Origin of the sequence: Taklimakanibacter albus, assembly GCF_016595235.1 — a bacterium.
Lineage (GTDB): Bacteria > Pseudomonadota > Alphaproteobacteria > Rhizobiales > Aestuariivirgaceae > Taklimakanibacter > Taklimakanibacter albus.
In genome coordinates this window covers 1,700,893-1,724,704 of sequence record NZ_JAENHL010000008.1, presented here as the reverse complement: position 1 = coordinate 1,724,704, position 23,812 = coordinate 1,700,893, and the positions used below count along the sequence as shown (strand labels likewise).

Here is a 23,812-nt window from a genome sequence, read left to right as displayed (position 1 = left end):
ATTGTGGGCCGGGATGCGACAGGGAATTGACGATTTCGACGAAGACCGCGTGGCGGCGATCAGCCGGGATGTCGCCGCGGCGATCGATGCCGCGACTTTCGGCTCAGGCTCCTGGGATGAGGTGCCGCTGGCGCTGAGCCGCGCCTTTCCGGGCTCCTTCGGCATTCTGTACAACATGAATTTCCCGGAAAAGCGGCTGAATTTCCTGTCCGTCCAGAATACCGATGCGGCCTTCGCGACGTCGCTCGCCGAGCATTTCGCCTATATCAATCCCTGGGCGCCGTATTGGACATCGGTCAAGAGCACCTTCATTGCCGCGTCCGAGGAAGTGTTTCCCGCCCGCACCTTCGCCAAGTCGGAATTCTACAATGACTGGCTTCTGCCGCAGAACCGGGCTGAAGCGGCCGCCGGCATGAAGATCGTAGGCGAGCGCGACGAGGCGGTGCATCTTCTGCTTCACTTCCCGCTGGCGAGATCCGAGCTCTATGACCGGCTGGGCAAGGACGTTCTCAATCGGGTGCGCGGAAATTTCGAGCGCTCGGTCAATCTGGCACGGCTGTTGCGCGCCGACACCGAAGCGGCGCTGGCCGAAACGGCGCTCCTCGAGCGTGGGCGCTGCGCCGCTTTGGTCGTGGATGGCGGCCGGCTGCTGCGCGATGCGAACGCACAAGGCGAGCGGCTGCTGGCGCGGGGTATCGGTGTCGGCGTGCGCAATGGCCGTTGCCATCTGATGGACAAGGAGGCCGATGCCCGCTTCGGCGCGGCGCTCGAGAAGCTGGCCGGCGAGATTCCGACAGATATGTCGCGCATCGCCTTCCGCACCGCCGCAGGCGCCTGGCAGGTTTCACTCGCCGCCATTCCGCCGCCGCCATCCTCCAGTGCTATCGCCGCTTTGCTGCCGCCACGCCGGATGATCCTGGTTCTGGTCACCGATCTCGGCCAGCAGGTCGGCGAAGCCGGTGACCTCGGCGCCCTCGCCACGTTGTTTGCGCTCACGCCCGCCGAGATCGCTTTCTGCCGGCGGCTGATGATGGGGGATTCGGTGGCCGAGGCCGCGGAACGGCTCAGCCTCACCGAGGGCACCGCGCGCACGCGGCTCAAGGCCATTCTGCACAAGACGGGTACCACGCGGCAGGGCCAGCTCATGCTGCTGCTGGCGCGGCTCGGCTGACTTCCGCCTGCCCACTCCCATTTGGGAGTGGCCGATATCGTCCCGGCCTCTAGAAGCTGGATCGATCAGGAAGGAAACCGATGCTGCCAACCCTCCGTCGAATGCCGTGGGCTGTTCTTTGTACCATCATGCCGGCCAGTCCGGCATTTGCCGCCGCCGATTGCGAGTTCACCGATCCCGGCAAGGCGTTTTCGGTCGAAGGCGCCGTGCTCAATGTCGGCGCCGCCAATGATCTCGTCGTCGAGATGGGCTATCGCAAGGTGGTCGCCATTCAGGACAGGAAGCGCGGCTGCATCGCTTATGTGCAGGCCCGTAAGGCCGCAGGATGCGCCAAGGGCAAGGCTGCGACAGCCAAGGGCAAGACCTTTGTCATCACCTTCACGCCCGTGGTGCTGCCCGGCGCCGACAGCGTCAAATGCCGCTAGCGGACGGATCGACATGATGAAACTTCTCCTCGTTCTTCTGTTCTGCACCGCTGCGAGCGCGGCCCAGGCGAAATGCCCGAGCGACTCCGACGACGGCAAGCGGGTGACGGTCACCGGCAAGATCTCCTATGCCGATCGCCAGGGCGCCAAATATTTCTTCGGACTCGAGGAGTGCGGGATTCTCGTCCACGCGAAGAGCAACGGCAAGGGCGCCTGCAAGCTCGGCCGGACGTTGACGGTAACCGGAACCTTCTATGCCTGTGACTTTCTCGGTGACTGTATGAAAGAGCTCGGCGACGCGGATGTGATCGAGGCGAGCAAGCTGACATGCCGGTGATGACGATGTGGCGAAGCCTTTCTTTTATCGCGGCTCTGCATGCGGGGTTGATGGCTCTGCCCGCACGGGCGGCCGAGGAGATCCGCGTCGGCTTCCAGGAAGTCTCGAGCGAGACCGGGCAGCGCCGGGAACGTTTCGATGCGGCAATCGCGCGGGAACTGTGCCAGTCCATCGGCAAGCCCTGCCGGACGGTCGCGATCAGCACGATGCCCGCCGGGAAGGAGCTGCTCGAGGGGCGGGTGGATGTGCTGGTTTCCTATTTTGACAGTATCACCCGGGACAAAAGACTTGCGGGAACACGCAGCTATGCGCGCATGCCGCTTGCTTTTGTCGTGCGCAAGGATGCTGGACCGAGCGAGATCAGCCCGGCGGCGCTTGCGGGCAAGAAGATCGCTGTCGGCGACATGGTGGGCAAGAGTTTCGTTACCACCAGGCTGCCCGGGTCTCTCCTGAGCCCGAACGGGGATTTTCTCTCGGCGCTCGCCAGCGGCGACGCCGATCTGGCGATAGCGCGGCTCGATCTGGCGGTTTACGAAATCGACAGGGCGTCCGACGTGTCCTGCTGCAAGATTGTCCAAGTCCTCAATGACGCCGCCACGATCCCTCCCGACGACAGAGCCCTGGTCAGAACCTCCGACAAGGCGCTCAGGAAGCTGGTCGACAAGACCATCGACGCGATGGAGCGGAGCGGCAAGATCAAGGCCACCGCCTTGGCCACGTTCGGTTTCGACGTGTCACCCGGGGCAAAATCGGACAATCCATTTTTCCCCACGGCACCGCAGAGTTCATGGGAGATCGAGCCGGCGATCGCCGTGCGGGCGGTCAAGCTGATGGCGGACCGGCGCATGTGCTCCGGTGTCCTGATCAACGGCCGGGCGGTCTTGACCGCGGCGCACTGCTTCACCAACGAGAAACGCATCGTCGCCGTAAAGCCGCGCCAGGTCACGCTCTATCAGAATGACAGGAAGCTCGCCCGCAAGGCCGCGCGCATCGTCATCCACCCCGACTATAGCGCCAAGTCGGCCACGACGGATGCCAGCGACATAGCCCTGCTTCTCCTCGACGAGGATGGGTCGACCTTGCCGCCTGTCAGGTTCCTGACCGGGCGCGAAGCGTTTCTGACCGCCGACATGATGGATCTTCTTTTTATCGATGCCGCTCTCTATGGCTATGGCAACCACGAGAGCAAGGACGAGCGGCTTCTGAAGGTCCGGGCAATATTGAGCCTGATGGTGCTGCCGCCCAACTCCTTTCTCGGCCAATCCGAGAAGGTCTTTTTGAGAGCGCCGGAATTCTGTCGTGGCGACTCGGGTGGCGGCGTGTTCCTGGCGCCTGGCGGTGTCGTCGGCCCGGACGAACCGCCTTTGCTGCTGGGAATAGCGAGCGCCATCGGGGATGGGCCGTGTGATGACTTGGGCGAGATCATGCGCGCCGACTACTTCGCCGAGTGGGTGGCCGCCACCCTCAAGGAGCACGGTTCCGACTGACGGTTGATCCGGCGTTTTCGCCCGAGTATGACGAAAACTGATAGACATCATACTCTCGCCTGTATAGGTTTCCGCTCAGCGTAAACGGGCGAAGCGGGGAACAGGCGATGCGTATGGCGAGGATCCTGGCCGGCCTGGCCATTCTGGCGCTGCTCGTCTCCGGGCCGGCGCGTGCCGAGACGACGCTGACCTATTCCTGGACCGCCAACGTCGGGCCGCTCAACCCGCATGCCTATGCGCCGAACGAGATGTTCGGACAGGCCATGGTCTATGAGCCGCTGGTGAAGTACCAGGCCGATGGCACGGTGGCGCCCTGGCTCGCTACAAACTGGACCGTTTCCGGCGACGGCCATGTCTATACCTTCACCTTGCGCAAGGACGTGAAATTCTCCGACGGCACGGTGTTCGACGCCGACGCGGTCAAAGCCAATTTCGACACCGTCCTGGCGAGCCGCGACCGCCACAACTGGCTTGAGCTCGCCAACCAGATCAGGAAGACGGAAGCTCTCGATGCGTCGACCTTCCGCCTCACCCTGAAGGAAGCCTATTATCCGGTCCTGCAGGAACTGGCGCTGATCCGGCCGTTCCGGTTCATTTCGCCGGCCGCCATCCCCGCCGAAGGCACCGCCGACAAGATCATCGCGCCGATCGGCACCGGGCCGTGGAAGCTCGCCGAGACGCGGCTCGGCGAATATGACCTCTTTGTCCGCAACGAGACCTATTGGGGACCGAAGCCGGCCTTCGACCGGATCCTGGTCAAGGTCATTCCCGATCCCAACAGCCGCGCCGTCGCCTTCGAGACCGGCGACATCGATCTGATCTATGGGGCGGGGCAGATTTCGCCCGATGTCTTCGCGCGCTTCCAGGCCATGTATCCGGGCAAGACAGCGATCTCCCATCCTTTGACGACCGAAATGGTGGCGCTCAACACCAATCGCGCGCCGACCAATGATCTTTTCGTGCGCAAGGCGATCAATCATGCGGTGGACAAGGACGGGATCGTGAAGAGCGTCCTTTATGGCACGCAGAAACGCGCCGATGCTTTGTTCGCGCCCAATTTTCCTTATGCGGATGTCGGGCTCCACCCCTACGCCTATGATCCGGCCAAGGCGGAAGCGCTTCTCGATGAAGCCGGCTGGCGCCGCCTCGACGGCGAAGCGATACGCGCCAAGGACGGCGTGAAGCTCAGCATCGAGCTTTGTTATGTCGGCAACAATGCGCAGCAGAAGGCGATCGCCGAGGTCATCCAGGCCAATCTGCGCCGGATCGGCATCGACGTCGTGCTGGTGGGCGAGGAGGCCAATGCCATCGAGACACGCCAGCGCGAGGGCGAATTCGGCATGATCTTCGGCGAGACCTGGGGTGCTCCCTATGATCCGCATTCCTTCATCAGCTCGATGCGGGTGCCGTCGCATGCCGACTATCAGGCGCAATTGGGCCTGCCGCTGAAGGGCGAGCTCGACGCCAAGATCGGCGAGGTGCTCGTCACCGTCGATGAGACCAAGCGCCAGCGGCTCTACCGCGACATTCTCACGGCGCTCCACGAAGAGGCGGTTTATCTGCCGCTGACCTACAGCACATCCCCGCTGGTGGCGGGACCGAAGCTCGGGGCTGTCGGCTTCGGCCCGTCGGTCTCGGAGATTCCGTTCGAGACCTATCGTCCGGCGAATTGATGCTGCGTTTCATCGCCGGTAGGCTCGCGCTGATCCCCTTGATGCTGCTGGGCGTCTCTGCTGTCGTCTTCGCCATGCTGCGGCTCGGCCGTGGCGATCCGGCGCTCGATTATCTCAGGCTGTCGCAGATCCCGCCGACCGATGCGGCGATCGCCAAGGCGCGCGTGCTTCTGGGTCTCGACCGCCCCTTGGTCGAGCAATATCTGACTTGGTTATGGGATGCGGTGCGTCTCGATTTCGGCGTGTCCTATGCGACGCGGCGGCCGGTGCTCGACGAGTTTCTCTATTATCTGCCCGCTACGCTGCAGCTCGCCGCCGTGGCTCTCGTGGTGACACTCGCGGTGAGCCTGCCGCTCGGCATCTGGGCGGCGCGCCATCCCGACAAGTTGCCCGATCAGATCGTGCGCGGCATCGCCTTCATCGGTGTCTCGATGCCGAATTTCTGGCTGGGATTCCTGCTGGTGATGGTCTTTTCGGTGTGGCTGGGCCTGTTGCCGCCGCTCGGCAAGGGCGGCGTCGAGCATATGCTCATGCCCGTTCTGGCGGTGTCGCTGATGTCGCTGTCGATCAATGCGCGTATGCTGCGCACCAGCATGCTCGAGGCCGGCGGCCAACGGCATGTTCTCTATGCGCGGTTGCGCGGCCTGTCCGACGGGAACGTCACGCGCCATCACATCCTGCGCAACGCGCTTCTGCCCATCGTCACCGCCACCGGCATGCATATCGGTGAATTGATCGGCGGCACGCTGGTGGTGGAGAACATCTTCGGTTGGCCGGGGCTCGGCCGCTATGCGGTGTCGGCCATCTATAATCGCGACTTCCCCGTCCTCCAATGCTTCGTCCTGCTGATGACGCTGATTTTTGTTCTGTGCAATCTCGTCATCGACATCCTCTATGCCTGGCTCGATCCCCGGATCCGTATGTTCGCGGAGAGATCGCGATGAGCATGGAGAATACCTTGCTGGCGCCGGTCCTGGCCGCGCCACGCCGCCGTGGCGTCTGGCAGGTCCGTATCGCTGTGGCGATCGTTGCGCTGCTCGCTCTGTTCATTGTCGCCGCTCCGTTCATCGCGCCGCATGACCCGGACCTCGTGGACCTGGCCGCCAAGCTGCAGGGACCGAGCGCCGCGCATTGGCTCGGCACCGATCATCTCGGCCGCGACATGCTCACCCGGCTGATCTATGCCACGCGAATCTCGCTCGGCTCCGTCGCCATCATCCTGCTGCTGGTCCTGGCGCTAGGCATCATCGTCGGCGGCGCCTCCGGCTTCATCGGCGGCCGGTTCGACCGGATCGTCATGCGTTTCTGCGACGTCTTCCTGACCTTCCCGACTTTTGTGCTGGCGATGTTCATGATCGGTGTGCTCGGCATCGGCATGGTCAATGTCATCGCGGCGGTGGTGTTGTCGCACTGGGCCTGGTATGCGCGCATCGTGCGCGGCCTCGTCCTGTCGATGCGCGAGCGCGATTACATCGCCGCCGCGGAGATCGCCGGCGCCGGGCGTGTGCGGATCTTCACCGAGCACATCATGCCGGGCGTGCTGGCGCAGCTCCTCGTGCTGGCGACGCTCGACATCGGACATATGATGATGCATGTCGCGGGCCTGTCCTTCCTGGGGCTGGGCGTCGCGGCGCCGACACCCGAATGGGGCGTGATGATCAATGATGCGCGCCAGTTCGTGTGGACGCAGCCGCTCCTCGTTCTCTGGCCCGGCATGATGATCCTGATCAGCGTGATGGCCTTCAACCGTTTGGGCGATGCGCTGCGCGACCGGCTCGACCCCGCCTTCAGGATCGAGCACTGCTGATGGGCAGGATGCTCACCATCGAGGGCCTCAGGCTGGCGACGCGGCGCCATGGCGCGCCGGTCGAGCTGGTGCGTGGTCTCGATCTCAGTGTTTCCGCCGGTGCGGTGACCGCTTTGGTCGGCGCCAGCGGCTGCGGCAAATCGCTGACCTGCCTCGGCATCCAGGATTGCCTGCCGTCCGGCGTGACGCGCCTCGCCGGCCGCGTGGCGGTCGACGGGCAAGTGAAAGCGGGCCTCGAGCTACGTGGCCGGCTGGTCGCGACCGTTATGCAGAACCCGCGCAGCGCCTTCAATCCGGTGCTGTCCATGCGGGCGCATGCGCTGGAGACGCTGAAGGCGGCCGGTCGTCAGGGGCCTGACAGTGACAAGCGCATCCTCGCCGCTTTCGCGGAAGCGGGTCTCGACGAGCCGGCGCGGATCCTGGCGCTTTATCCCTTCCAGATGAGCGGCGGCATGCTGCAGCGGGTGATGATCGCGCTGGCGCTGTTGTCCGAAGCGCCGTTCCTCATCGCCGATGAGCCGACCACCGATCTCGACCTCGTGCTGCAGGCGCATGTGCTCGATCTGATCGAGCGGCTGGTGGCGAGGCATGGTCTGGGCGTGCTGCTCATCACCCATGACATGGGCGTAGTGGCGCGCGCCGCCCGCACCGTCGCCGTGATGGAGAGTGGCCAGATCGTCGAGCGTGGTGATGTCCACGACATATTCACAGAGCCCCGGCACGCGGCGACCCAGGCCCTCGTGGCGGCGCATCTGGCGCTCTATCCCGAGGAGCAGGTGGCATGAGCCTGATCGCGGCCGAGGCGGTCGGCAAATCCTATCGCTCCGGCGCCTGGCTCGCGGCGCCTGAGCCCAAGACAGTGCTGCGGGATGTCGATCTCGCCATCGCGCCCGGTGAATGTGTCGGGCTGCTCGGCCGCAGCGGCTGCGGCAAGAGCACTTTGGCGCGGCTGCTGCTCGGCCTCGAAAAGCCCGATGCTGGGCGGATCACCTTTCGCGGCCGTGACATTGCCGGCATTGGCGGTGAGGGGCGGCGCGATTTCCGCCGCGCCGTCCAGCTCGTCTTTCAGGATTCGATCGGCGCCGTCGATCCGCGCCATACGGTCGAGCGGACGGTCGGCGAGCCGTTGCGGCATCTGACCGATCTCGACCACCTGGCCCGCAAGGCGCGCGTGGCGGAATTGCTGATGCTTGTGGGGCTCGACCGCCGCGATGGCGAGAAGCTGCCGGGGCAGATGAGCGGCGGCCAGCTGCAGCGCGTCTGTATCGCCCGCGCCTTGGCGCCAAAACCGGAATTGATCATCCTCGACGAGGCGGTTTCCAATCTCGATCTGGTTCTGCAATTGCAGATTCTCGATCTGCTCTCCCAGCTGCGCCGGCAACTGGGCACGGCTTTCCTGTTCATCACCCATGATCTGCGTCTCGCCCGGCGCCTATGCGACCGGGTGCTGGTCATGGAAGAGGGCCGCATCGTCGATGCCGCGAAGACGGTGGCGGGCCTTCATCATCCTGCGTCGCGGGCGCTCGCGGCGGCAGTCTTGCCGGCACTGCCTACTTCACCTTGATGTGCATGTGCCGGTGTGGCGAGCTCTCGCCATGGCCGTGGCTGTGCGCTTCCATCTCGACCGGGATCAGCACCAGCTGACCATGGCGCACGCCGCGTTCGGCGATGACATGTTCGGCGCTGTGGCGGATTTCCTCCGTCGGCCCTTTCAGCACATTGATCTCCATGCAGTTGTCGTGATCGAGGTGGATATGCAGTGTCGACACCGACAGATGATGGTGATCATGGAAGGTCTGCACCAAGCGCTTCGACAGCTCGCGGGCCGAATGGTCATAGACATAGATCAGCGCGCCGACGCAGTTGCCGGTCTCCGGCACGCTGACGGTCGCCTCGCGAATGCCGGCGCGCGCCAGGTCGCGGATGGCCTCGGAACGGTTCTGATAGCCCTTCATCTCGATCACGCGATCGAGCTCGCTCATGAGATCGTCGTCCAGGGTGACGGTTACGCGCTGCATCGGCCGGCCTCGCCAGGAAATTGCATGGTGGGGCTGTGATCGCAGGTTAGGCAAGGGTTCGTCAATCGACTTCGACTAAGCTGTGAGAAGCGTGTCCACGCCTCTGCTTAGCCCTTTTCCCTTGCCTATTTTCGTTGCTCTGATGTTCATTCTGGGAGGGCGGGGCAGTGGCTGTTTTCCGTCCTGCCTTGAGCCTCATGGTCGAACCAGGTGCTGTAGAACACAAGGGCTTCTGATCAGGGAGTACTGGCCGATTGTCAAAGGTATGGAGGCTGGCATTTGCTCTGGCCGCTCTTCCGGTAAGACCTTCCTCGTTCACTAAAAAGGGGCGGCCAATAAGGATTCGTATTTTATGTCACTTGCGAACAGCGTGCGATTCCCTGTCGCCATCATGTTGGTCTGGTTAGAGTTGCTCAGCGGCAGGCTCTGTCAGATGGCGAACATTGCGCCAAAACTGGGTTTGAGTTTGCGAGTACGGTTGCCGAGAATACGGAGAGAATAATAATTATTGCCATCGATGCACGATTTGTCATGGACTTCTCCCTTTTTCAACGTTTTGTAGCGAGGCAGCACTGCTGCCTGATGGACTAATAAGTTCAGCAATTAAGATTTTCCACTAATAGAACTCTTTGCCGCTGAGAGGATGTCTGCAAAACTCCAAGAGGCAACATCGTCTCCAAGAGGTTCTGGAGTGTAGAGTGCGATTACTTCCTTTACCGTGCCGGGAAGCACACGCATGGATCTGAAGGCATCACTTCGCGCCTGATAAAAGGCCGCGCGGTTTGTGTGATATCTGTAGAGTGACACCAGAAATCTGATTATGAAGAACATCATCACCACGATGGCCGCACGCGAGCCAGTTAACCACCACATGAATTCACCCGTGTTTATCGGGGTGGTGGTGAGAGTTGCTTCGCGGCGCCCTTTCGTATTCTCAAGGTCTTTGTTGAGTTCGCTAATATCTTGGTCAATTCTCTGAAGATCGGCGATCATATTCGATAATATGGATTTTTCATCTGGTGTAGTTGGAATGTTCTCGAAGAACTGTTTGCGCAACGCCACCCCTCTGAATGTTTCCGGATCCAGGTCAGCAAATGCCGCCAGATTACTGGGCTCGCGGCGTAAGATCATATCGCCAACTGCGACTTGTTCTTGCTGATTTCGTGGAGAAATTTGATAAAGCAGGGTGTCCTTAATTGGAGAGGTCTCTCTGGTTATCTTGGAGCGATCGCCCTTGAGACCCAGGGATAGTTGAGCGATGTATCCATCATCGCCTGTTATTGTCACGCGGTCCAGCGCGGTTGCTTGTGCGTATAATAGGCGAGGTCTATCTCCCTCATTTGGTTCCGGCTGCCAATTCGTCCCGGAATCGCGCGATATGAGTATTGCGCCGTTGTCGCCCACGGCGATCATGTTGGGGCTAGCTCCAAAACGTTCGATCCATCGGATCGTGTCTTTGCTCTTCTGGGGGATTGTGCTCTCTCTCCAGGATATGTCGCGCTGTCCTCCGGCACTTTCAGTGATCTCGCCATATATTACGGTTTGATCCGCCCCACCGATCACAATTCTTTTTGATTCTGAAAGCGGCCGCTGTGAGTCAACGTCGAAGGAAGTGAAGCGAAGATCTGTAACATCACGACCGGAGAACAAAGACCGGACTTTGTCGCTCTGATTGGTCCAGTTCTCGCCTCCGTCAAAAGACGTTAGTATTGTTAACCCGCTGCCGAGAATTACGCCGACATTGTCGGTGTAGAAATTCACTTGATACAACATGGCCTCGGTATTGATACCCCGAAGCGTCCATGTATCGCCACCGTCAATCGTTTTGGCTAGCAAACCGCCACCGCCAACTGCCCACCCGGTTTGTGGGTCTTTGAAAAATATGTCCAGAACGCTCTCGGCTTTCTGCTGAATGCTTGTGACTTTCCATATCGAACCTATACCAAGACGGGTATGGGCAATCTGGCCTCGGGTTCCGCCTACCCACGCAACAAGACTGGGGCCAGTGCCTAGCGCAAAGCCAGAACCGGCTGCTTCAAACGTGGCTTGGCGTTGTTCGATGCGTGGGAGTTGCCACGTCTTTCCGCCATCAGTGGTGTACACAAATTGCTTCTCGCCGACTGCCAAGCCGTACGAACCTCTGAGATCCACCCAATAGAGGCGCGAAGTTAGTTCAGGGGGAATCTGAGCTTTTACCCAGTAGTTTTCGCGCCCCACTATGAAGGTGTCTTCAAAGTTCTTTTTGATCTCGCTGGTCTTCTTCAGTCTTTGGTCGAGTTTTGCGCTGATGCCACTTTGTTGAGTATCGAGTTCCTTCAACATGGGCTCAACAAGTCTTGATTTTTCCAGATCGCTACCAAGAATGTTGCCAGAGGTGGCAATCAGAGCGATGGCGCCGATTGTCGACAGCGTAAGGGCCGCCAACATTGTATATGCTGCTCGCTGATGTTGTTTCCCGCGTTGTTCGAGGCGAGCAAGTGCCATGCGGTATCGCGGAAGCTCTTCAGCGTCGAGAATTCCCAGAGGCGGCGTGTCACCGCTATCGGCTTTGCCAGCCGGTTCGTCATCTTTTGCCCTATTGTTGCTCTCAGCCCCAGGATCGTTCATCGCGGTCATCTATGTCAGGCTCAGAAATGCAACTTATCACAAGATATAACCTTAGGGAAATTTTTGATGATAGGTGCAAAATCCTGGGTGATCGTTGGGGGTAATCGAAGGACTGGACGACGTTGGGCGGCGTGGCCAAGGCATTTTACGCAGCACCGTCTGAATGTAGAATTCGGAGCTGCGTTCGATGAATTATGTTTTGTTCAGATGCTCTGAATCCACTTCAGCCGGTGATGACCATGTCCATGGCAATGTCATGCGGCTGGGGATGGATGGTGGCGATCCGGCTTTGCCCATAGCCGATGCCGATGGCGAGCGGCTTGCGTTTCATGGCGGCAAGGGTGCGATCGAAGAATCCGCCACCATAACCTAGTCGGTAGTGCAGGGCATCGAAGCCGACCACCGGCGCGATTACGATGTCGGGTTCGACCGCCGGGCCGAAGACCGGAACCAGGATGTTCCAGACGCCACGCTCGAGGGGATCTCCCGGCCGCCAGACGCGATAGTCGAGCGGTTGTCCCTTGGCGATGACGACCGGCAAAGCGATATGGCCGCCTCGCGCGATGAAGCGGAGGCCCCAGTTGCGCAGATCGGGCTCGCCGCGGAACGGCCAGTAGGTGCCGACGATGCGGCCGCCCGGCTTGCCTAGTCTCTGGTCGAGCAAATTCGCGATCCGTTCGGCGCCGGCCTCGCGATATTCCGGGTTTAGGGCGAGGCGCTCATCGATGAGGCGCCGGCGCTCCGCCTTTCTCCATCTTGAGATATCGCTCCAGTCGTCAGGACGGGGCGGGGTGGCGCTGAGCGCCGGGGCCTGATCGTGCAGGACGTGCGGAGTGGACGCTGTCTCAACGGGGTTGGTTTGCGTCTCGTCCTGCACGATCAAACGTCCGGCTTAGTTGCGACACCAGGCTGCGCGCTCAGAAACAATAAGGCAAACGGAATTAAATGCAGTATAAGTGCAAAATAATTGCATCATTCGGACGAGATTATGGATATCGACCGCGCCCGGACCTTTCTGGAGATCGTCCATACCGGCAGCTTTCTGAAGGCGGCCGAGCGTCTGCATGTCACCCAGACCACGGTGAGCGCCCGCATCCGCACCCTCGAGGAGGAGCTCGGCCGCCAGCTCTTCACCCGCAATCGCAATGGCGCGGTCCTCACCGCGGCGGGGCGTGAGTTCGAGCGTTTCGCCCAGTCCTTCGTGCAGATCTGGGAGCGCGCCCGCCAGCAGCTGCGGCTGCCGCCGGGTCGCGCCGGCGCCATCGCCCTGGGGGGCGAGCTCAGCCTGTGGAGCCCGCTGCTGCTCGACTGGCTGGTCTGGATGAAGCGGCACCAGCCGCTGATCGCGATCCGCGCCCAGATCGGCATGCCGGATCAGCTGCTGGAGCAGCTGCGCACCGGTGTGCTCGATGTCGCGGTTCTCTACGCGCCGATGATCCTGCCCGGCTTCACGGTGGAGCTTATCGAGGAGGAGCAACTGGTGCTGGTGAGAAGCGCCAAGGGTGATGATGAGGCGCGCGACTATGTTCATGTGGACTGGGGCCCGCATTTCGCGGCGCTTGGCGGTCTGGGGCAGGCCGCTTTCGAGGGGCCGGGACTTCTCGTCGGCTATGGGCCATTGGGCCTCGCTTACATCCTGCGCACCGGCGGCATGGGTTATTTCCGCAAAGGCGCGGTGACGCCCCATCTGCAGACAGGCGAGCTGGAGCTGGTCGCGGGCGCGCCGGAATTCACCTATCCGGCCTATGCGGTCTATCCCGAGTCGTCGGAAGATCGTGCCGATATGCGGGAGGCGTTGCGGGGGCTGAAGGCGGTGGCACGTTGATATGCGAACACCACCCGAAAGACCCTGCAGTCGCGTTCAGGCGCGGTCGTGCGGGAAAACATTCCTTATACGGATGAGTGGGAACTGTGATCGAAAGGCCACAGTCTCGCGGAATATCGGAATCTGAACTGCCTGCAATTGACCGCTGGTAATGTTGAATCTATCCTCGGCGACAGCGGTGGAGGGAAGCAACATGTTCAAGCGGATTCTTGTTGCCGGTGCGGTCTCGATCTTGGCTATTTCTACCGCACAGGCCGCTGATATCGAGGTGCCGGCCGCCTTCGACTGGACCGGTCCCTATGTCGGCGTGCATCTGGGCTACGGCGATCCGTCCTTCGATGGAATTTATGATTCCGGCGAACTTCCCGACAGCCCGGAAGACGCGACCTATGTCGACGACATCAACGCGGACGGAATTCTTGGCGGTCTTCAGGCCGGCTACAACGTCCAGATGGACAATATCGTCCTCGGCATCGAAGCCGATATCAGTTTCACCGACTTTTCCGGCGACGCAGAAGATGAGGATGGCTTCGACGTGGTCGAGGCCGATGTCGATTTTCTTGCCTCGCTGCGTGCCCGGCTCGGCTTCGCGATGGATACGCTGCTGATTTATGCGACCGGCGGCCTTGCCTATGCGGACGGAGAGTTCAAGGTTACCGATGCCGATGAAGAAGTCCAGAGGGCCTCGTTTGACATCGACGAGTTCGGTTATGTCGCGGGTGGCGGCCTGGAATGGGCGGCGAACGAGACCTGGAGCGTCCGGGTCGAGGGCCTCTATTACGGCTTCGGTCACGAGGAAGACATTGACGGCGCCACGGATGATGCCGACGAGGACGATTTCGTGGAGCTGAAGGACGTCGTCGTGGTTCGCGGCGGGGTCAACTGGCGCTTCTAGATCTGCGGACATCCTAGCCGGCATTGCCTCGCATTCGCCCTGAGCCGCCCTTCAAAGGCTGATGCGAAAGCGGGCGCCGCGATCGCTGGCTATTATCGCCACCTCGCCGCCGTGACGTTGAACGATCTGTTTCACCAGATTCAATCCCAAGCCAGCGCCGCTGCGCTTTGGCGCCGTCCGATAGAACGGCTCGAACACATCTTCCCGTTGATCGGCGGGTATTCCCGGTCCCTCATCGGTGACCTCGATGATGTTCGGAAAAACGGCTACGACCTGGATGAGGCCTTTTCCGCCACCGTGTTCGATCGCGTTCCTCACCAGGTTGGAAATCGCCCGCTCAAGCGCGCCGGCATCGCCTGACACGGGAATACGATCACGATTGGTCGAGAAGGACAGCTCATATCCTGCAGCGATGGCATTGGGCGCCAGGTCTCCGGCGACAGACTTGCAGAGCTCTACCAGATCGAGTTCCTCCATGCTTTGCATGTTGTTGTCCATCCGGTGCAGATCGAGGAGCTGCTCGGCGGTGTTTGCAAGGCGTCCGACATCGTTCAGGAGTTTGCGCTGTTGCCGGCTGTCCGGCATGGCTTCGAGATTCGTATGAAGGATGGCGATAGGCGTTCGCAATTCATGTGCGGCGTCGGCCAGGAAGCGCTTTTGCTGGGTATAGCCATGGTCCAATCGCTCGAGCGCCGCGTTGATCGCCGTCACGAGCGGCAGCATCTCCTCCGGCACGTCATCGGGAGGAAGCCGTTGGCCGCGGCGGTCGATGTCTATGCTGGTGGCGATTTCCGTCGTGCGGCTCAAACCCGCCAGCGCCCGCTTGACCAGGATGGGCACCGACAGGAATGCGGCGATCAATGTGAAGGCGAGGAAAGGCAGATAGATGATTTTCATTCTGCTGAGCAGTTCGACAGCAAAAGAATCGGCCTGGAGCCGGCCTCCGAACATGATGCGCAATTCGCCGGCAGGCGAGGGCAGTCGCGCGATTTGGGAAGTCAGCGCCGAGGCTCCTTCAGCGCGTAGGTCTCCGTCAAGAATGTTGCCGAGTTGTGCCGCGATTGTCTCCAGTCCAGGCGGAACTTGTCCGTATTGAACTTTGCGATCGCCTTCGGCGCGGGCGATGAACCAGAGATCGGGGCTTTCCTCCTGGAGCCTGGCGAGCTCCGGCGTGGGCAATAGCAGGAGCCGGCCTGCGCTGTCCTGGTATATCGAGCTGGCAATGTGCGGCAGCACCGTTTCATCGGCGGATCGGCTGTTGGTCATCACGGTCATCAAATAAAAATATAGCCCCGCTGCGACGATGATCGTGACCAAGGTGAGGACGAAGATCAGCGGCCAAACGATTCTCCATCGGAGGCTGTGAGTCGTCATTCGGAGGCCTTCAAAAGATAGCCAATGCCCCTGATGGTGTGAATTGCAGCTCCGGCGTTCAGGCCCGCCAGCTTCTTTCTGAGACGTGAGACATGGGCATCCAAGGAGTTTGATTGTATCTCGACGTCGAAACTATAGACGGCGTTAACAAGGGCTTCACGGATAACCGTCCGGCCGCTGCGTTTCATCAGGGCCGCGAGAACCAGGAGCTCACGGCGCGGCAGAAGCAATTGCTTGCCGTCGAGCGACGGCTCCATATGAGCCACGTCGAAGGCGAGGCGGCCGACCCGGATGATGTCCGGCGACAGGAGTGTCGGCCGACGGAGGACCGCCCGCAGCCGCGCGATCAGCTCTTCGACGACGAACGGTTTTCCCATGTAATCGTCGGCGCCGAGATCGAGGCCGCGGATGCGGCCCTCATGGTCGTTGTGAGCCGTCAGTACGATGATCGGGGAATCGATGTTGTCGGCCCGGAGCTCGGGAATGAGGCGCAGGCCTTCGCCATCCGGCAGCTGCCGATCCAGGAGGATTGCGTCATAGGACCGCCCGTGAACGGCCTCGCGTGCATCCGCGATCGATGCCACGTGATCGATGACGATATTATGCTTCGACAAGGCGTCGTTGAGCGCGCTGGCCATGTCCAGTTCGTCTTCGACCAGAAGGATTCGCATAAGGCACCTGTTCGTTCCTGCGCAAGCCTATTCGGCATAAAGATTGCGGTAACATTGCGCAAATAGCCGGCCAGGCAGGGGCGGGCCCCCTAGGCAACTGAACTACCCACAGTTTTTGCGGCTTCGGATGCGCTTATCAACCGCTCACGCGATTCCAACATTGCAGAAACATTGCGCGAATATTCCGTGGTTTCAGGGCGGCCGGCAATGTTGGCGCAATCTGGCGAAGCGAGATTTCATGTCGAGGCGGCAAGCAATCGTATCGAAATGAACTCAAGCGGAATTGAAGGATGCTCCAATTATACCGTCTCAAGTGCTTGTCGATCGTTCCTTGAAACCTCAGGAGACTGAAAGTCGCTCCCTCAGAATTCTCGTCTGCGGCGGGGGGATCGCGGGGCCGGCACTCGCCTATTGGCTGGCCCGAAACGGTAATCGGGTCGTCGTAGTCGAGCGCTTTCCAGCTCTCAGGGCCACGGGGGCGCAGGTGGATCTGCGCGGTCAGGGCATCGCGGCCGCCAAGCGCATGGGGCTCATCGGCGCCATCCAGAGCAAGCTTGTCGATGAAGCCGGCGTCTCGTTCGTCGACTCCCGCGGACGGACCAAGGCGACGATAATGGCCAATCGATCTGGTCGTGGCGCCCAATCCTTAACATCCGAATGTGAGATCATGCGCGGCGATCTCGTGCGCATTCTCTATGACGCGACCAAAGACGACGTGGGATACGTCTTCGGCAAGACCGTGGAGCGGTTCGAGCAGGACGATCATACGGTACTCGCTCACTTCTCCGATGGCACCTCTGACACGTTTGATCTGCTGGTCGGAGCCGATGGTCAGGGATCGCGCATTCGGAAGGATATCCTGCCGTCCGATGCAGGGGATCCTTGCCTGCGAATGGGAATCCACATGGCCTATTGGTTTATCCCACGCACACCGGCCGATGACGGCAACCTTCGCAACACATATCTCGCCCCTGGTGGTCGGATGATCATGCGAAGAAGCCACAACTTGACGGAGACGCAAGTCTATTTCGTGCTCAGGGAAAGCTCCGAAAAGGCGTCAGCCATTCACAGGGCGCCGCTGGATCAGCAAAAGCGATTCTGGATAGAGCGGTTCCAGGATGCCGGCTGGCAGATCGATCGGTTTATCCAGGGCATGATGACGACCCCCAATTTCTATTCTCAGGAAGTGGTGCAGGTCCGCACGGGCACCTGGTACAAGGGGCGTGTGGTTCTCGTCGGCGATGCCGCGCATTGTGCATCCCCGTTCAGCGGCATGGGTGTATCCGGAAGTCTGGTCGGAGCCTATGTCCTGGCGGGTAAGATCAATCGCAACAAGGCGAATCTCGCGCGAGCCTTTGCGCTCTGCGACAAGACGCTGCGGCCCTTCGTCAACGAAATCCAGAACGTAAATACATCTCTCCTGCGCTTGGGAATGCCTAAGTCGAGATTCGGGATAAGCGTTTTTCTTGCCCTGACGGGTTTGGCCGCACGACTTCGCATCCCGGACCTGGTCGCCAGACTTTCGCCGGACGACAGGGATGGCGGTTGGCGGTTACCCGATTATGCGGACCCAAATCCGGCCCATCAGACTATGCAACTCGGATAGGAGAGAACTCAGGATGCTGGCGCGCCCAAAGAGCCGGATCAGGGTTCTGATCGCCGACAGTGATTCCCGTAGTCGCGAAGCACTTGCGCGGTTTCTGTCCGAACACGGCGTGTCTGCCGGTCAGACAGGAAGCGGGGATGAACTCCTGCGTGTCCTTGAACGTGATCGATACGATCTTGTCGTTCTCGACATCATGCTTTCCGGAGAAAGTGGGATTGACCTGTGCCGCAAAGTCAGAGCCGTTTCCGCAATTCCGATAATCCTGCTGTCGGCGACAAGTGAAGAAGCCGATTGCATTGTCGGACTCGAGGTTGGTGCCGATGACTATTTGGCTAAGCCGGTCAATCCGCGAGAAGTTCTTGCGAGGATCCGGGCGATCCTGAGGCGCACCGCTCTAATGGTGGAACCCGTTCCTCACTCGTCATGTTTCGGCTTCGACGGATGGACCATGGATCTGGGGCGCAGGACCTTGTCCGATCCCAGTGGAAGCTGGATTGCGCTCACATCGCACGAGTTCGATCTTCTCGCCGTATTTGTCCAGCGGCCGCAAACCGTCCTGTCCCGCGCCCAGTTGCTGGATTTATTGCACGGTAGGGTTTCGTCGCAGTTCGATCGCAGCATAGATACCCAGGTCAGTCGAGTGCGCGGAAAAATCGAAGCAAATCCGCAGTCTCCTCGGATCATAAGGACGATGCGGAACGAGGGATACATATTCGCCGCTGAGGTGGAGAGGATGAGCCGGTGAGTCGACTTGGCGACAGCTGGCTCAAAGAAATTCCGATCTAGCCAGGAATGGAGCGGGCGAAGGGAATCGAACCCTCGACATACAGCTTGGGAAGCTGTCGTTCTACCACTGAACTACGCCCGCTCAGCCGGCGCGACATTAGAGCAGGCACAGGCAATCTTCAACGCCCGGATTCAGCCTTCAACAGCCTTACGCGCCGGCCTGTGCAACTGCCCGGAATTCATCCGCCATCATGTGGCAGAGGCCAGAGGTCGCCGGGCCGAAGGGCCGGTCGACGCGGCGGATGATATAGAGCGGCATCCGGTCCGGTGCAGATGAGCGGCGCACCGCCAGCGCCATGCGCGCCAGCCGCCCTGCGGCCAGATCCGCCTCGACCATCCAGAGCGGCAGGTTTCCCCAGCCGGCGCCGGCCAGGATGAGGGCGTGTTTGGTGGTGAGATCGCCGACGCAATAGGTCTGTTGCGACAGCACGCCGAAATTGCGGCCCAGCGAACGCTCGGACGGATCGGCGACGACGATCTGCACATGGTCGGAGAGATCGACCGTCGTCCACCGCGCTTTCGGGCGCGGCTGCGCCAGCGCGTGATCGCTACGACAGACCGGGATCATTCCGGCGATATCGCCGATCGCTTCGGAGACGACATGGGCGTCCGGCTCATCGGCGGCCGTGAGGCCGATATCGCAGGTGCCGTCCAAGACCATGGCCAGCGCCGAGGTCAGCGGCGCCGTCTTCAGTTCCAGCCGCACGCTCGAAAATTTCGCCTGGAAGCGGGCAATGACCGCAGCGACGAGCGGCAGCGGCAACAATGGGTCCAGCGCCACGCTGAGCCCCGCCTCGACGCCCTCACCGAAGCTGGCGGCGCGGGCGCGAAAGGAGTCCGCCCTGATCAGCAAGCTGCGGGCTTCCGCCAGGAGCGTCGTGCCGGCCTCGGTAAGAAACGGGCGGTGCTGCGACCGGTCGAAGAGTGGAAGTCCGAGCTCCGCCTCGAGATTGGCGATGGCGCTGCTCAGGCCCGATTGCGCCCGCCCCAGCGACTTGGCCGCCGCCCGGAACGAGCCCTTGTCGGCCACCGCGACGAAGACCCGCAGCTGATCGAGGGTGAGGGCATCCAGCATGATCGTTTTTCCTGATCACTTCGATCATTATTTGAGCAATTACATGGATCGATTTCAAGCCCCAAATCTCCGGAAGACAGTCCAGGAGGATGCCATGAAAAAAGCGATCATCTTCGAGGCGGGCGGCGCCGATCCGGCGCGCGACCGTTTCGAGCGCAAGGACCTGACCATCGTCGTCGTCGACCATTCCGACCTTTTGCCGGAAGTCGCGGCCGGGCTGGCGCGTGACGGAGCCCGTCTGATCGAGCTGTGTGGCGGGGTATCGCCGCGCTGGCGCCCGCTGGTCAGCACCGCCGTCGGCCCCGAGGTGCGGGTGAGCTCGGTGACCTTCGGCATCGAATCGCTGGGGCCGGCCGCCAGCTTCAACCAGGCCTATATTGCCGGCACGCCACCGCGCGCCGCGTTCATCTTCATCGAGGAGGGTGCGGATCCGGCGCGCGACCGCTTCGACAAATCCTTCCCGCCCCAGGACACGACCTTCGTGCCGGTGCCGGATGAGACGGCGGCGGTCGCCGTGGCACGGGCGCTCATCGCCGAGGGCGTTGGCCTGATCGAGCTCTATGGCGGCTTCACCAGTGCGGGCGCCGCCGCCGTCATCGATGCGGTCGATGGCCGGGCGCCGGTCGGTGTCGGCAGCTTCACGCTCGAGGCCACCTTCAAGGCGGAGAAAGCCGCATGAGACAGCGGCCACAGCCAACGATCGCCGATGCGGCTGCTGCACCGCGCTCGCGCGGTGGCGATATCGCGCTGATCGATGATGTCGTCGCCCAGATCGAAGCAATGCAGTGGCGGCGCGACGCCGAAGGCTTCGTCGGCTTGCTGACGCCGCAGGCCGTCTGGGTGACAGCCTTCGGACGCCGGTTGACCGGTTGGCGGGAAATCCGTGATTTCACCAGGTCGGTGCTGACGCCGGCACAAGGCGACGAATATGCCTTCTATGACGTCGAGCACATCACCTTCCTCAGCGACACGATCGCCGCCGTCAATATCCGCCAGCGCCCCGTCGGTCCGACCGGCGAGCCGCTGCACGGGCAAGCGGAAGGCCGGCCGCTTTATGTGATGAGCAAGCAGGAGGCCGGCTGGAAGATCGCCGTCGGCCAGAACACGAAGTTCCACGCGACCGAAATCGCCGCCCAACAGCAGGCGATCGCGGACCGCAACACCAAGACAGAGGAATATTCATGACCCAACACTCAGTCCATCACGCCACTTTCACCGTCGCGCGACACTATGGAGCGAGCCCGGCGCGCGTCTTCGCCGCTTTCGCCGATCCGGTCGTGAAGCGCCGCTGGTTCATCGAAGGCGAAGGCTGGACCATCGATGAATTCACCCCGGCCTTCATGGAAGGCGGCAGTGAGCGGAGCCGTTTCCGCTTCGGCGACGGGCCGCCGATGCGCAACGAGACGGTCTATCACGAGATCGTGCCCGATGAGCGCATCCTGCTCAGCTATGCGATGATCACCGACGGCAAACGTATCTCGGTCTCGCTGGCGACGATCACATTGAGCCCGGCCGGCGCAGGTACGAAGCTTGTCTATACCGAGCAAAGCGCGTTCCTCGACGGCGCCGATCAGGCGGCCGAGCGCGAGGCGGGCATGCGCGATCTCCTCGAAACACTGGCGGCGGAGCTCGATCGCCAATCCGCCGCGGCCGCCTGAGCTTCAACCCATCTGTTCCGCGAAGCACTCCGTCAGGGCTTCGACGATGCCGTCTTATTCGACTGCAAGGGCCGGCGGACCGCGATGGACCTTGGTCCAACTATGTCAGGAAAGCGGGCCGGTGTTAGGGAGAGAAGGGGCCTGAAGGGAAGTCGGCTGCGCATGCGCGGAGCCGAACACAGGTTTTATGGGCGGCAGGTCCCGAGCATTGGCGATCATCGTCTATCTGCGAAGCGGCATGCTGATCGCTGCCGTCTTCATGGCCCTAGGTCTGCTTGCACCGCATACGATGGCGCAGACGGAACCCGCGGTGCCGCCGCAGAAGGTCCAGGATCTGCTTAAGCTGATGGGCGACCCGGAGGTGCAGAAATGGGTCGATGCCCAAAAGGCAGTCCAGCCCCAGCCACCATCGGGCCCTGCCGGCGCGGCGGATGACGGCATGCTCTTCGCTACGGCTTTGGCGCGGATACATCGGCATTTTACCGACCTCGCCGCGGCGATCCCGCGGCTGCCCGACGAATTCGCCACAGCCGGCGCCGCCATCGGCGCCGCGCTGGAGGGTTATGGCCTCTTGGGCTTCGCGCTGATTTTCGCGATCTTCGTCGCCGCCGGATTCGGGGCGCAATGGCTGTTCTGGCGCTGGACCTCGGCGCTTCGCGCCTGGATCGCCGCATCCGAGCTCGCGACGGTGCGCGACCGGCTGACCGCCATGGCGGCGCGTCTCGTTTATGGCGCCGGCTCCGTCGCGATGTTCGCGCTGGGCAGCATCGGCGCTTTCCTCGTCTTCGGCTGGCCGCCGCTGCTGCGCCCGATCCTGCTGGGTTATCTCCTGGCCGTGCTCGGCTTCCGGCTGGCCCGCGTGGTGCTGGAATTCCTGTTCTCGCCGCCGGAGCTCGCAGGCTTCGGCGACGCGGCTCGTTTTCGCGTATTGCCGGTCTCGGATCCGAACGCCTCCTTCTGGGTGAAGCGTCTGTCCTATGCGGTGGGCTGGTTCGCCTTCGGCTGGGTCACCGTTCTCCTCTTGTCGATGCTCGGTTTTGCGGTCCCGTCGCGCCAGCTGATCGCCTATGCGCTCGGCCTCGTGCTGCTGGTCATGGGCATCGAGGCGGTCTGGCACCGGCCCGGCCACACATCAGCGCCGCTCCAGGAGGGTGCCCCCGCGCGGATCGGAGAGCGGGCGATGACCTGGCTGCTGTCGGCCTATTTCCTCCTGCTGTTCCTGCTCTGGGTCGCCGGCGCCATGAAGGCCTTCTGGTTCCTGGCCGTGATGGTGGCGCTGCCGGCCGCCGTGGTCATGGCGCAAAGGGCTGTGAACAACATCTTCAGGCCGCCCGGAACCGCACAAGGCGGCACCGAAGTCCCGAGCGTCCTGGCGGCAATCGTCGAGCGTGGGGTGCGGGCGGCTCTCGTCATCGCCGCCGTTCTCTTCCTGGCCGACCGGCTGGGGGTCGATTTCACCGCGATGACGGCGCAGGACACGTTCCTCACCCGCGTCATGCGCGGGGCATTGAGCGCGATCGTCATCCTTCTGGTGGCGGATTTCATCTGGCATGTGGCCAAGACCCTGATCGACAAGCGCATCGCCGCCGCCGGCGTTCAGGGCGAGCCGGGCACGGAACTGGCGCGGCGCAATTCGCGCATCCGGACCTTGCTGCCGATCACGCGCAATGTGCTGATGATCGTCGTGGCGATCGTGGCGCTGCTGATGGCCTTGTCCTCGCTCGGCGTGCAGATCGCCCCGCTGATTGCGGGCGCCGGCATCGTCGGTGTGGCGATCGGCTTCGGCGCGCAGACGGTGGTCAAGGATGTCATCAGCGGCGTCTTCTATCTGCTCGACGATGCCTTCCGGGTCGGCGAGTATATTCAGAGCGGCTCCTACAAGGGGACGGTCGAATCCTTCAGCCTGAGATCGGTGAAGCTCAGGCATCACCGCGGCTATATCTACACCGTGCCTTTCAGCGATCTGGGGGCGGTGCAGAATATGAGCCGCGACTGGGTCATCGAGAAGATCACTCTCACTTTGACCTACGATTCCGACATCGACAAGGCGCGCAAGATCGTCAAGAAGATCGGCCTCGAACTGGCGCAGGATCCGGAATTCGCCCACAGCATCATCGAGCCCCTGAAGATGCAGGGCGTCGATCAGTTCGGCGACACCGGCATGCTGATGAAGATGAAGCTCAAGACACGGCCCGGCGAGCAGTTCGGCATCAAGCGCCGCGCCCTCATGCTGATCAAGCAGGCCTTCGACGAGAACGGCATCAAGATCGCGGTGCCGACCGTGCAAGTCTCCGGCGATGACGATCCGAAAGCCGCGGCGGCGCATCGGTTGCGCCTGAAACAGCAGGCCGATGCCGCCGCAGCCGCGGGATCAGGGGCCTGATTGGGGTGTTGTTC

The 23,812-nt window shown here is 61.7% G+C and carries 23 protein-coding genes and 1 tRNA gene; 17 read left to right on the top strand and 7 right to left on the bottom strand.

All coding sequences use genetic code 11. The annotated features are described in order from the left end of the window. Positions 1–13 precede the first annotated feature (13 nt). From JHL16_RS31155 to nikE, 9 genes are all read left to right on the top strand, one after another. Positions 14–1,171 (top strand): helix-turn-helix transcriptional regulator, encoded by a 1,158-nt coding sequence (locus JHL16_RS31155; RefSeq protein WP_200188751.1) that lies wholly within the window; start codon positions 14–16, stop codon positions 1,169–1,171. 128 nt (positions 1,172–1,299) lie between these two features. Next, on the top strand, positions 1,300–1,596 hold the full coding sequence (locus tag JHL16_RS31150) for a hypothetical protein (RefSeq protein ID WP_200188750.1): 297 nt from the start codon (positions 1,300–1,302) through the stop codon (positions 1,594–1,596). Positions 1,597–1,609: 13 nt separating this feature from the next. Next, on the top strand, positions 1,610–1,933 hold the full coding sequence (locus JHL16_RS31145) for a hypothetical protein (protein ID WP_200188749.1): 324 nt from the start codon (positions 1,610–1,612) through the stop codon (positions 1,931–1,933). A 50-nt stretch (positions 1,934–1,983) separates the two neighbouring features. After that, entirely contained in the window at positions 1,984–3,420 is a 1,437-nt protein-coding gene (locus tag JHL16_RS31140; protein ID WP_200188748.1) for a trypsin-like serine protease, read from the top strand. Positions 3,421–3,527: 107 nt separating this feature from the next. Beyond that, the gene (nikA, locus tag JHL16_RS31135; RefSeq protein WP_200188747.1) at positions 3,528–5,093 is read left to right on the top strand and encodes a nickel ABC transporter substrate-binding protein; all 1,566 of its coding nucleotides are present in this window, start codon (positions 3,528–3,530) and stop codon (positions 5,091–5,093) included. After that, a complete protein-coding gene (gene nikB / locus JHL16_RS31130; protein ID WP_200188746.1) occupies positions 5,093–6,037 on the top strand; it encodes a nickel ABC transporter permease subunit NikB in 945 nt (314 codons plus the stop codon). Before nikA ends, nikB begins: the two co-directional genes overlap by 1 nt. Beyond that, a complete protein-coding gene (gene nikC / locus JHL16_RS31125; protein ID WP_200188745.1) occupies positions 6,034–6,900 on the top strand; it encodes a nickel ABC transporter permease subunit NikC in 867 nt (288 codons plus the stop codon). Before nikB ends, nikC begins: the two co-directional genes overlap by 4 nt. Then, positions 6,897–7,685, top strand: coding sequence for an ATP-binding cassette domain-containing protein (locus JHL16_RS31120; protein WP_420884592.1), 789 nt, complete (start codon positions 6,897–6,899; stop codon positions 7,683–7,685). The genes nikC and JHL16_RS31120 overlap by 4 nt, the downstream gene beginning before the upstream one ends. Next, the gene (gene nikE / locus JHL16_RS31115; RefSeq protein ID WP_200188743.1) at positions 7,682–8,464 is read left to right on the top strand and encodes a nickel import ATP-binding protein NikE; all 783 of its coding nucleotides are present in this window, start codon (positions 7,682–7,684) and stop codon (positions 8,462–8,464) included. The genes JHL16_RS31120 and nikE overlap by 4 nt, the downstream gene beginning before the upstream one ends. Here nikE and nikR read toward each other — a convergent pair. From nikR to JHL16_RS31100, 3 genes are all read right to left on the bottom strand, one after another. Next, complete coding sequence (nikR, locus tag JHL16_RS31110) at positions 8,451–8,918, bottom strand: nickel-responsive transcriptional regulator NikR (RefSeq protein ID WP_137854451.1); 468 nt, start codon at positions 8,916–8,918, stop codon at positions 8,451–8,453. The two genes, nikE and nikR, sit on opposite strands and share 14 nt — an antisense overlap. Positions 8,919–9,521: 603 nt before the next feature. After that, on the bottom strand, positions 9,522–11,534 hold the full coding sequence (locus JHL16_RS31105; protein ID WP_200188742.1) for a WD40/YVTN/BNR-like repeat-containing protein: 2,013 nt from the start codon (positions 11,532–11,534) through the stop codon (positions 9,522–9,524). A 214-nt stretch (positions 11,535–11,748) separates the two neighbouring features. Next, positions 11,749–12,405 carry a 5-formyltetrahydrofolate cyclo-ligase gene (locus tag JHL16_RS31100; RefSeq protein WP_420884591.1) on the bottom strand — a complete coding sequence of 219 codons (657 nt, stop codon included), beginning with the start codon at positions 12,403–12,405 and terminating at the stop codon, positions 11,749–11,751. Between the two features lie 108 nt (positions 12,406–12,513). Here JHL16_RS31100 and JHL16_RS31095 point away from each other — a divergent pair, with 108 nt between their 5' ends. Both JHL16_RS31095 and JHL16_RS31090 read left to right on the top strand, forming a co-directional pair. Next, entirely contained in the window at positions 12,514–13,350 is an 837-nt protein-coding gene (locus JHL16_RS31095) for a LysR family transcriptional regulator (protein WP_200188741.1), read from the top strand. Positions 13,351–13,543: 193 nt separating this feature from the next. Beyond that, on the top strand, positions 13,544–14,245 hold the full coding sequence (locus JHL16_RS31090) for an outer membrane protein (protein WP_200188740.1): 702 nt from the start codon (positions 13,544–13,546) through the stop codon (positions 14,243–14,245). A gap of 51 nt (positions 14,246–14,296) precedes the next feature. Here the strand turns inward: JHL16_RS31090 and JHL16_RS31085 are convergent, their stop codons facing one another. Continuing rightward, entirely contained in the window at positions 14,297–15,619 is a 1,323-nt protein-coding gene (locus JHL16_RS31085) for a sensor histidine kinase (RefSeq protein WP_200188739.1), read from the bottom strand. Then, positions 15,616–16,290 carry a response regulator transcription factor gene (locus tag JHL16_RS31080; protein WP_200188738.1) on the bottom strand — a complete coding sequence of 225 codons (675 nt, stop codon included), beginning with the start codon at positions 16,288–16,290 and terminating at the stop codon, positions 15,616–15,618. The genes JHL16_RS31085 and JHL16_RS31080 overlap by 4 nt, the downstream gene beginning before the upstream one ends. A gap of 313 nt (positions 16,291–16,603) precedes the next feature. Between JHL16_RS31080 and JHL16_RS31075 the strand changes: the two genes are divergently transcribed. Both JHL16_RS31075 and JHL16_RS31070 read left to right on the top strand, forming a co-directional pair. Beyond that, entirely contained in the window at positions 16,604–17,896 is a 1,293-nt protein-coding gene (locus JHL16_RS31075; protein ID WP_348647304.1) for an FAD-dependent oxidoreductase, read from the top strand. A gap of 13 nt (positions 17,897–17,909) precedes the next feature. After that, entirely contained in the window at positions 17,910–18,641 is a 732-nt protein-coding gene (locus JHL16_RS31070; RefSeq protein WP_200188736.1) for a response regulator, read from the top strand. A gap of 48 nt (positions 18,642–18,689) precedes the next feature. Here JHL16_RS31070 and JHL16_RS31065 read toward each other — a convergent pair. Both JHL16_RS31065 and JHL16_RS31060 read right to left on the bottom strand, forming a co-directional pair. After that, positions 18,690–18,764: transfer RNA gene (locus JHL16_RS31065), tRNA-Gly, on the bottom strand. Positions 18,765–18,830: 66 nt separating this feature from the next. Further along, complete coding sequence (locus JHL16_RS31060) at positions 18,831–19,757, bottom strand: LysR family transcriptional regulator (RefSeq protein ID WP_200188735.1); 927 nt, start codon at positions 19,755–19,757, stop codon at positions 18,831–18,833. A gap of 94 nt (positions 19,758–19,851) precedes the next feature. On the opposite strand from JHL16_RS31060, the gene JHL16_RS31055 reads away from it, so the two are divergent. The 4 genes from JHL16_RS31055 (at position 19,852) to JHL16_RS31040 (ending at position 23,798) form a co-directional block, all read left to right on the top strand. Further along, positions 19,852–20,436 (top strand): DUF6506 family protein, encoded by a 585-nt coding sequence (locus JHL16_RS31055; RefSeq protein WP_200188734.1) that lies wholly within the window; start codon positions 19,852–19,854, stop codon positions 20,434–20,436. Continuing rightward, the gene (locus JHL16_RS31050; RefSeq protein ID WP_200188733.1) at positions 20,433–20,942 is read left to right on the top strand and encodes an SgcJ/EcaC family oxidoreductase; all 510 of its coding nucleotides are present in this window, start codon (positions 20,433–20,435) and stop codon (positions 20,940–20,942) included. Before JHL16_RS31055 ends, JHL16_RS31050 begins: the two co-directional genes overlap by 4 nt. Beyond that, complete coding sequence (locus JHL16_RS31045) at positions 20,939–21,415, top strand: SRPBCC family protein (RefSeq protein ID WP_200188732.1); 477 nt, start codon at positions 20,939–20,941, stop codon at positions 21,413–21,415. Before JHL16_RS31050 ends, JHL16_RS31045 begins: the two co-directional genes overlap by 4 nt. A gap of 238 nt (positions 21,416–21,653) precedes the next feature. Next, a complete protein-coding gene (locus tag JHL16_RS31040; RefSeq protein ID WP_420884590.1) occupies positions 21,654–23,798 on the top strand; it encodes a mechanosensitive ion channel domain-containing protein in 2,145 nt (714 codons plus the stop codon). The last annotated feature ends 14 nt before the right edge of the window (positions 23,799–23,812 follow it).

What these genes read in the sequence shown, in the direction of transcription:
- JHL16_RS31155 (WP_200188751.1), top strand. Translation starts at nt 14, where the DNA reads ATGCGACAGGGAATTGACGATTTCGACGAAGACCGCGTGGCGGCGATC.
- JHL16_RS31150 (WP_200188750.1), top strand. Translation starts at nt 1,300, where the DNA reads ATGCCGGCCAGTCCGGCATTTGCCGCCGCCGATTGCGAGTTCACCGAT.
- JHL16_RS31145 (WP_200188749.1), top strand. Translation starts at nt 1,610, where the DNA reads ATGATGAAACTTCTCCTCGTTCTTCTGTTCTGCACCGCTGCGAGCGCG.
- JHL16_RS31140 (WP_200188748.1), top strand. Translation starts at nt 1,984, where the DNA reads ATGGCTCTGCCCGCACGGGCGGCCGAGGAGATCCGCGTCGGCTTCCAG.
- nikA (WP_200188747.1), top strand. Translation starts at nt 3,528, where the DNA reads ATGCGTATGGCGAGGATCCTGGCCGGCCTGGCCATTCTGGCGCTGCTC.
- nikB (WP_200188746.1), top strand. Translation starts at nt 5,093, where the DNA reads ATGCTGCGTTTCATCGCCGGTAGGCTCGCGCTGATCCCCTTGATGCTG.
- nikC (WP_200188745.1), top strand. Translation starts at nt 6,034, where the DNA reads ATGAGCATGGAGAATACCTTGCTGGCGCCGGTCCTGGCCGCGCCACGC.
- nikE (WP_200188743.1), top strand. Translation starts at nt 7,682, where the DNA reads ATGAGCCTGATCGCGGCCGAGGCGGTCGGCAAATCCTATCGCTCCGGC.
- nikR (WP_137854451.1), bottom strand. Translation starts at nt 8,918, where the DNA reads ATGCAGCGCGTAACCGTCACCCTGGACGACGATCTCATGAGCGAGCTC.
- JHL16_RS31105 (WP_200188742.1), bottom strand. Translation starts at nt 11,534, where the DNA reads ATGACCGCGATGAACGATCCTGGGGCTGAGAGCAACAATAGGGCAAAA.
- JHL16_RS31095 (WP_200188741.1), top strand. Translation starts at nt 12,514, where the DNA reads ATGGATATCGACCGCGCCCGGACCTTTCTGGAGATCGTCCATACCGGC.
- JHL16_RS31090 (WP_200188740.1), top strand. Translation starts at nt 13,544, where the DNA reads ATGTTCAAGCGGATTCTTGTTGCCGGTGCGGTCTCGATCTTGGCTATT.
- JHL16_RS31085 (WP_200188739.1), bottom strand. Translation starts at nt 15,619, where the DNA reads ATGACGACTCACAGCCTCCGATGGAGAATCGTTTGGCCGCTGATCTTC.
- JHL16_RS31080 (WP_200188738.1), bottom strand. Translation starts at nt 16,290, where the DNA reads ATGCGAATCCTTCTGGTCGAAGACGAACTGGACATGGCCAGCGCGCTC.
- JHL16_RS31070 (WP_200188736.1), top strand. Translation starts at nt 17,910, where the DNA reads ATGCTGGCGCGCCCAAAGAGCCGGATCAGGGTTCTGATCGCCGACAGT.
- JHL16_RS31060 (WP_200188735.1), bottom strand. Translation starts at nt 19,757, where the DNA reads ATGCTGGATGCCCTCACCCTCGATCAGCTGCGGGTCTTCGTCGCGGTG.
- JHL16_RS31055 (WP_200188734.1), top strand. Translation starts at nt 19,852, where the DNA reads ATGAAAAAAGCGATCATCTTCGAGGCGGGCGGCGCCGATCCGGCGCGC.
- JHL16_RS31050 (WP_200188733.1), top strand. Translation starts at nt 20,433, where the DNA reads ATGAGACAGCGGCCACAGCCAACGATCGCCGATGCGGCTGCTGCACCG.
- JHL16_RS31045 (WP_200188732.1), top strand. Translation starts at nt 20,939, where the DNA reads ATGACCCAACACTCAGTCCATCACGCCACTTTCACCGTCGCGCGACAC.
- JHL16_RS31040 (WP_420884590.1), top strand. Translation starts at nt 21,654, where the DNA reads ATGCTGATCGCTGCCGTCTTCATGGCCCTAGGTCTGCTTGCACCGCAT.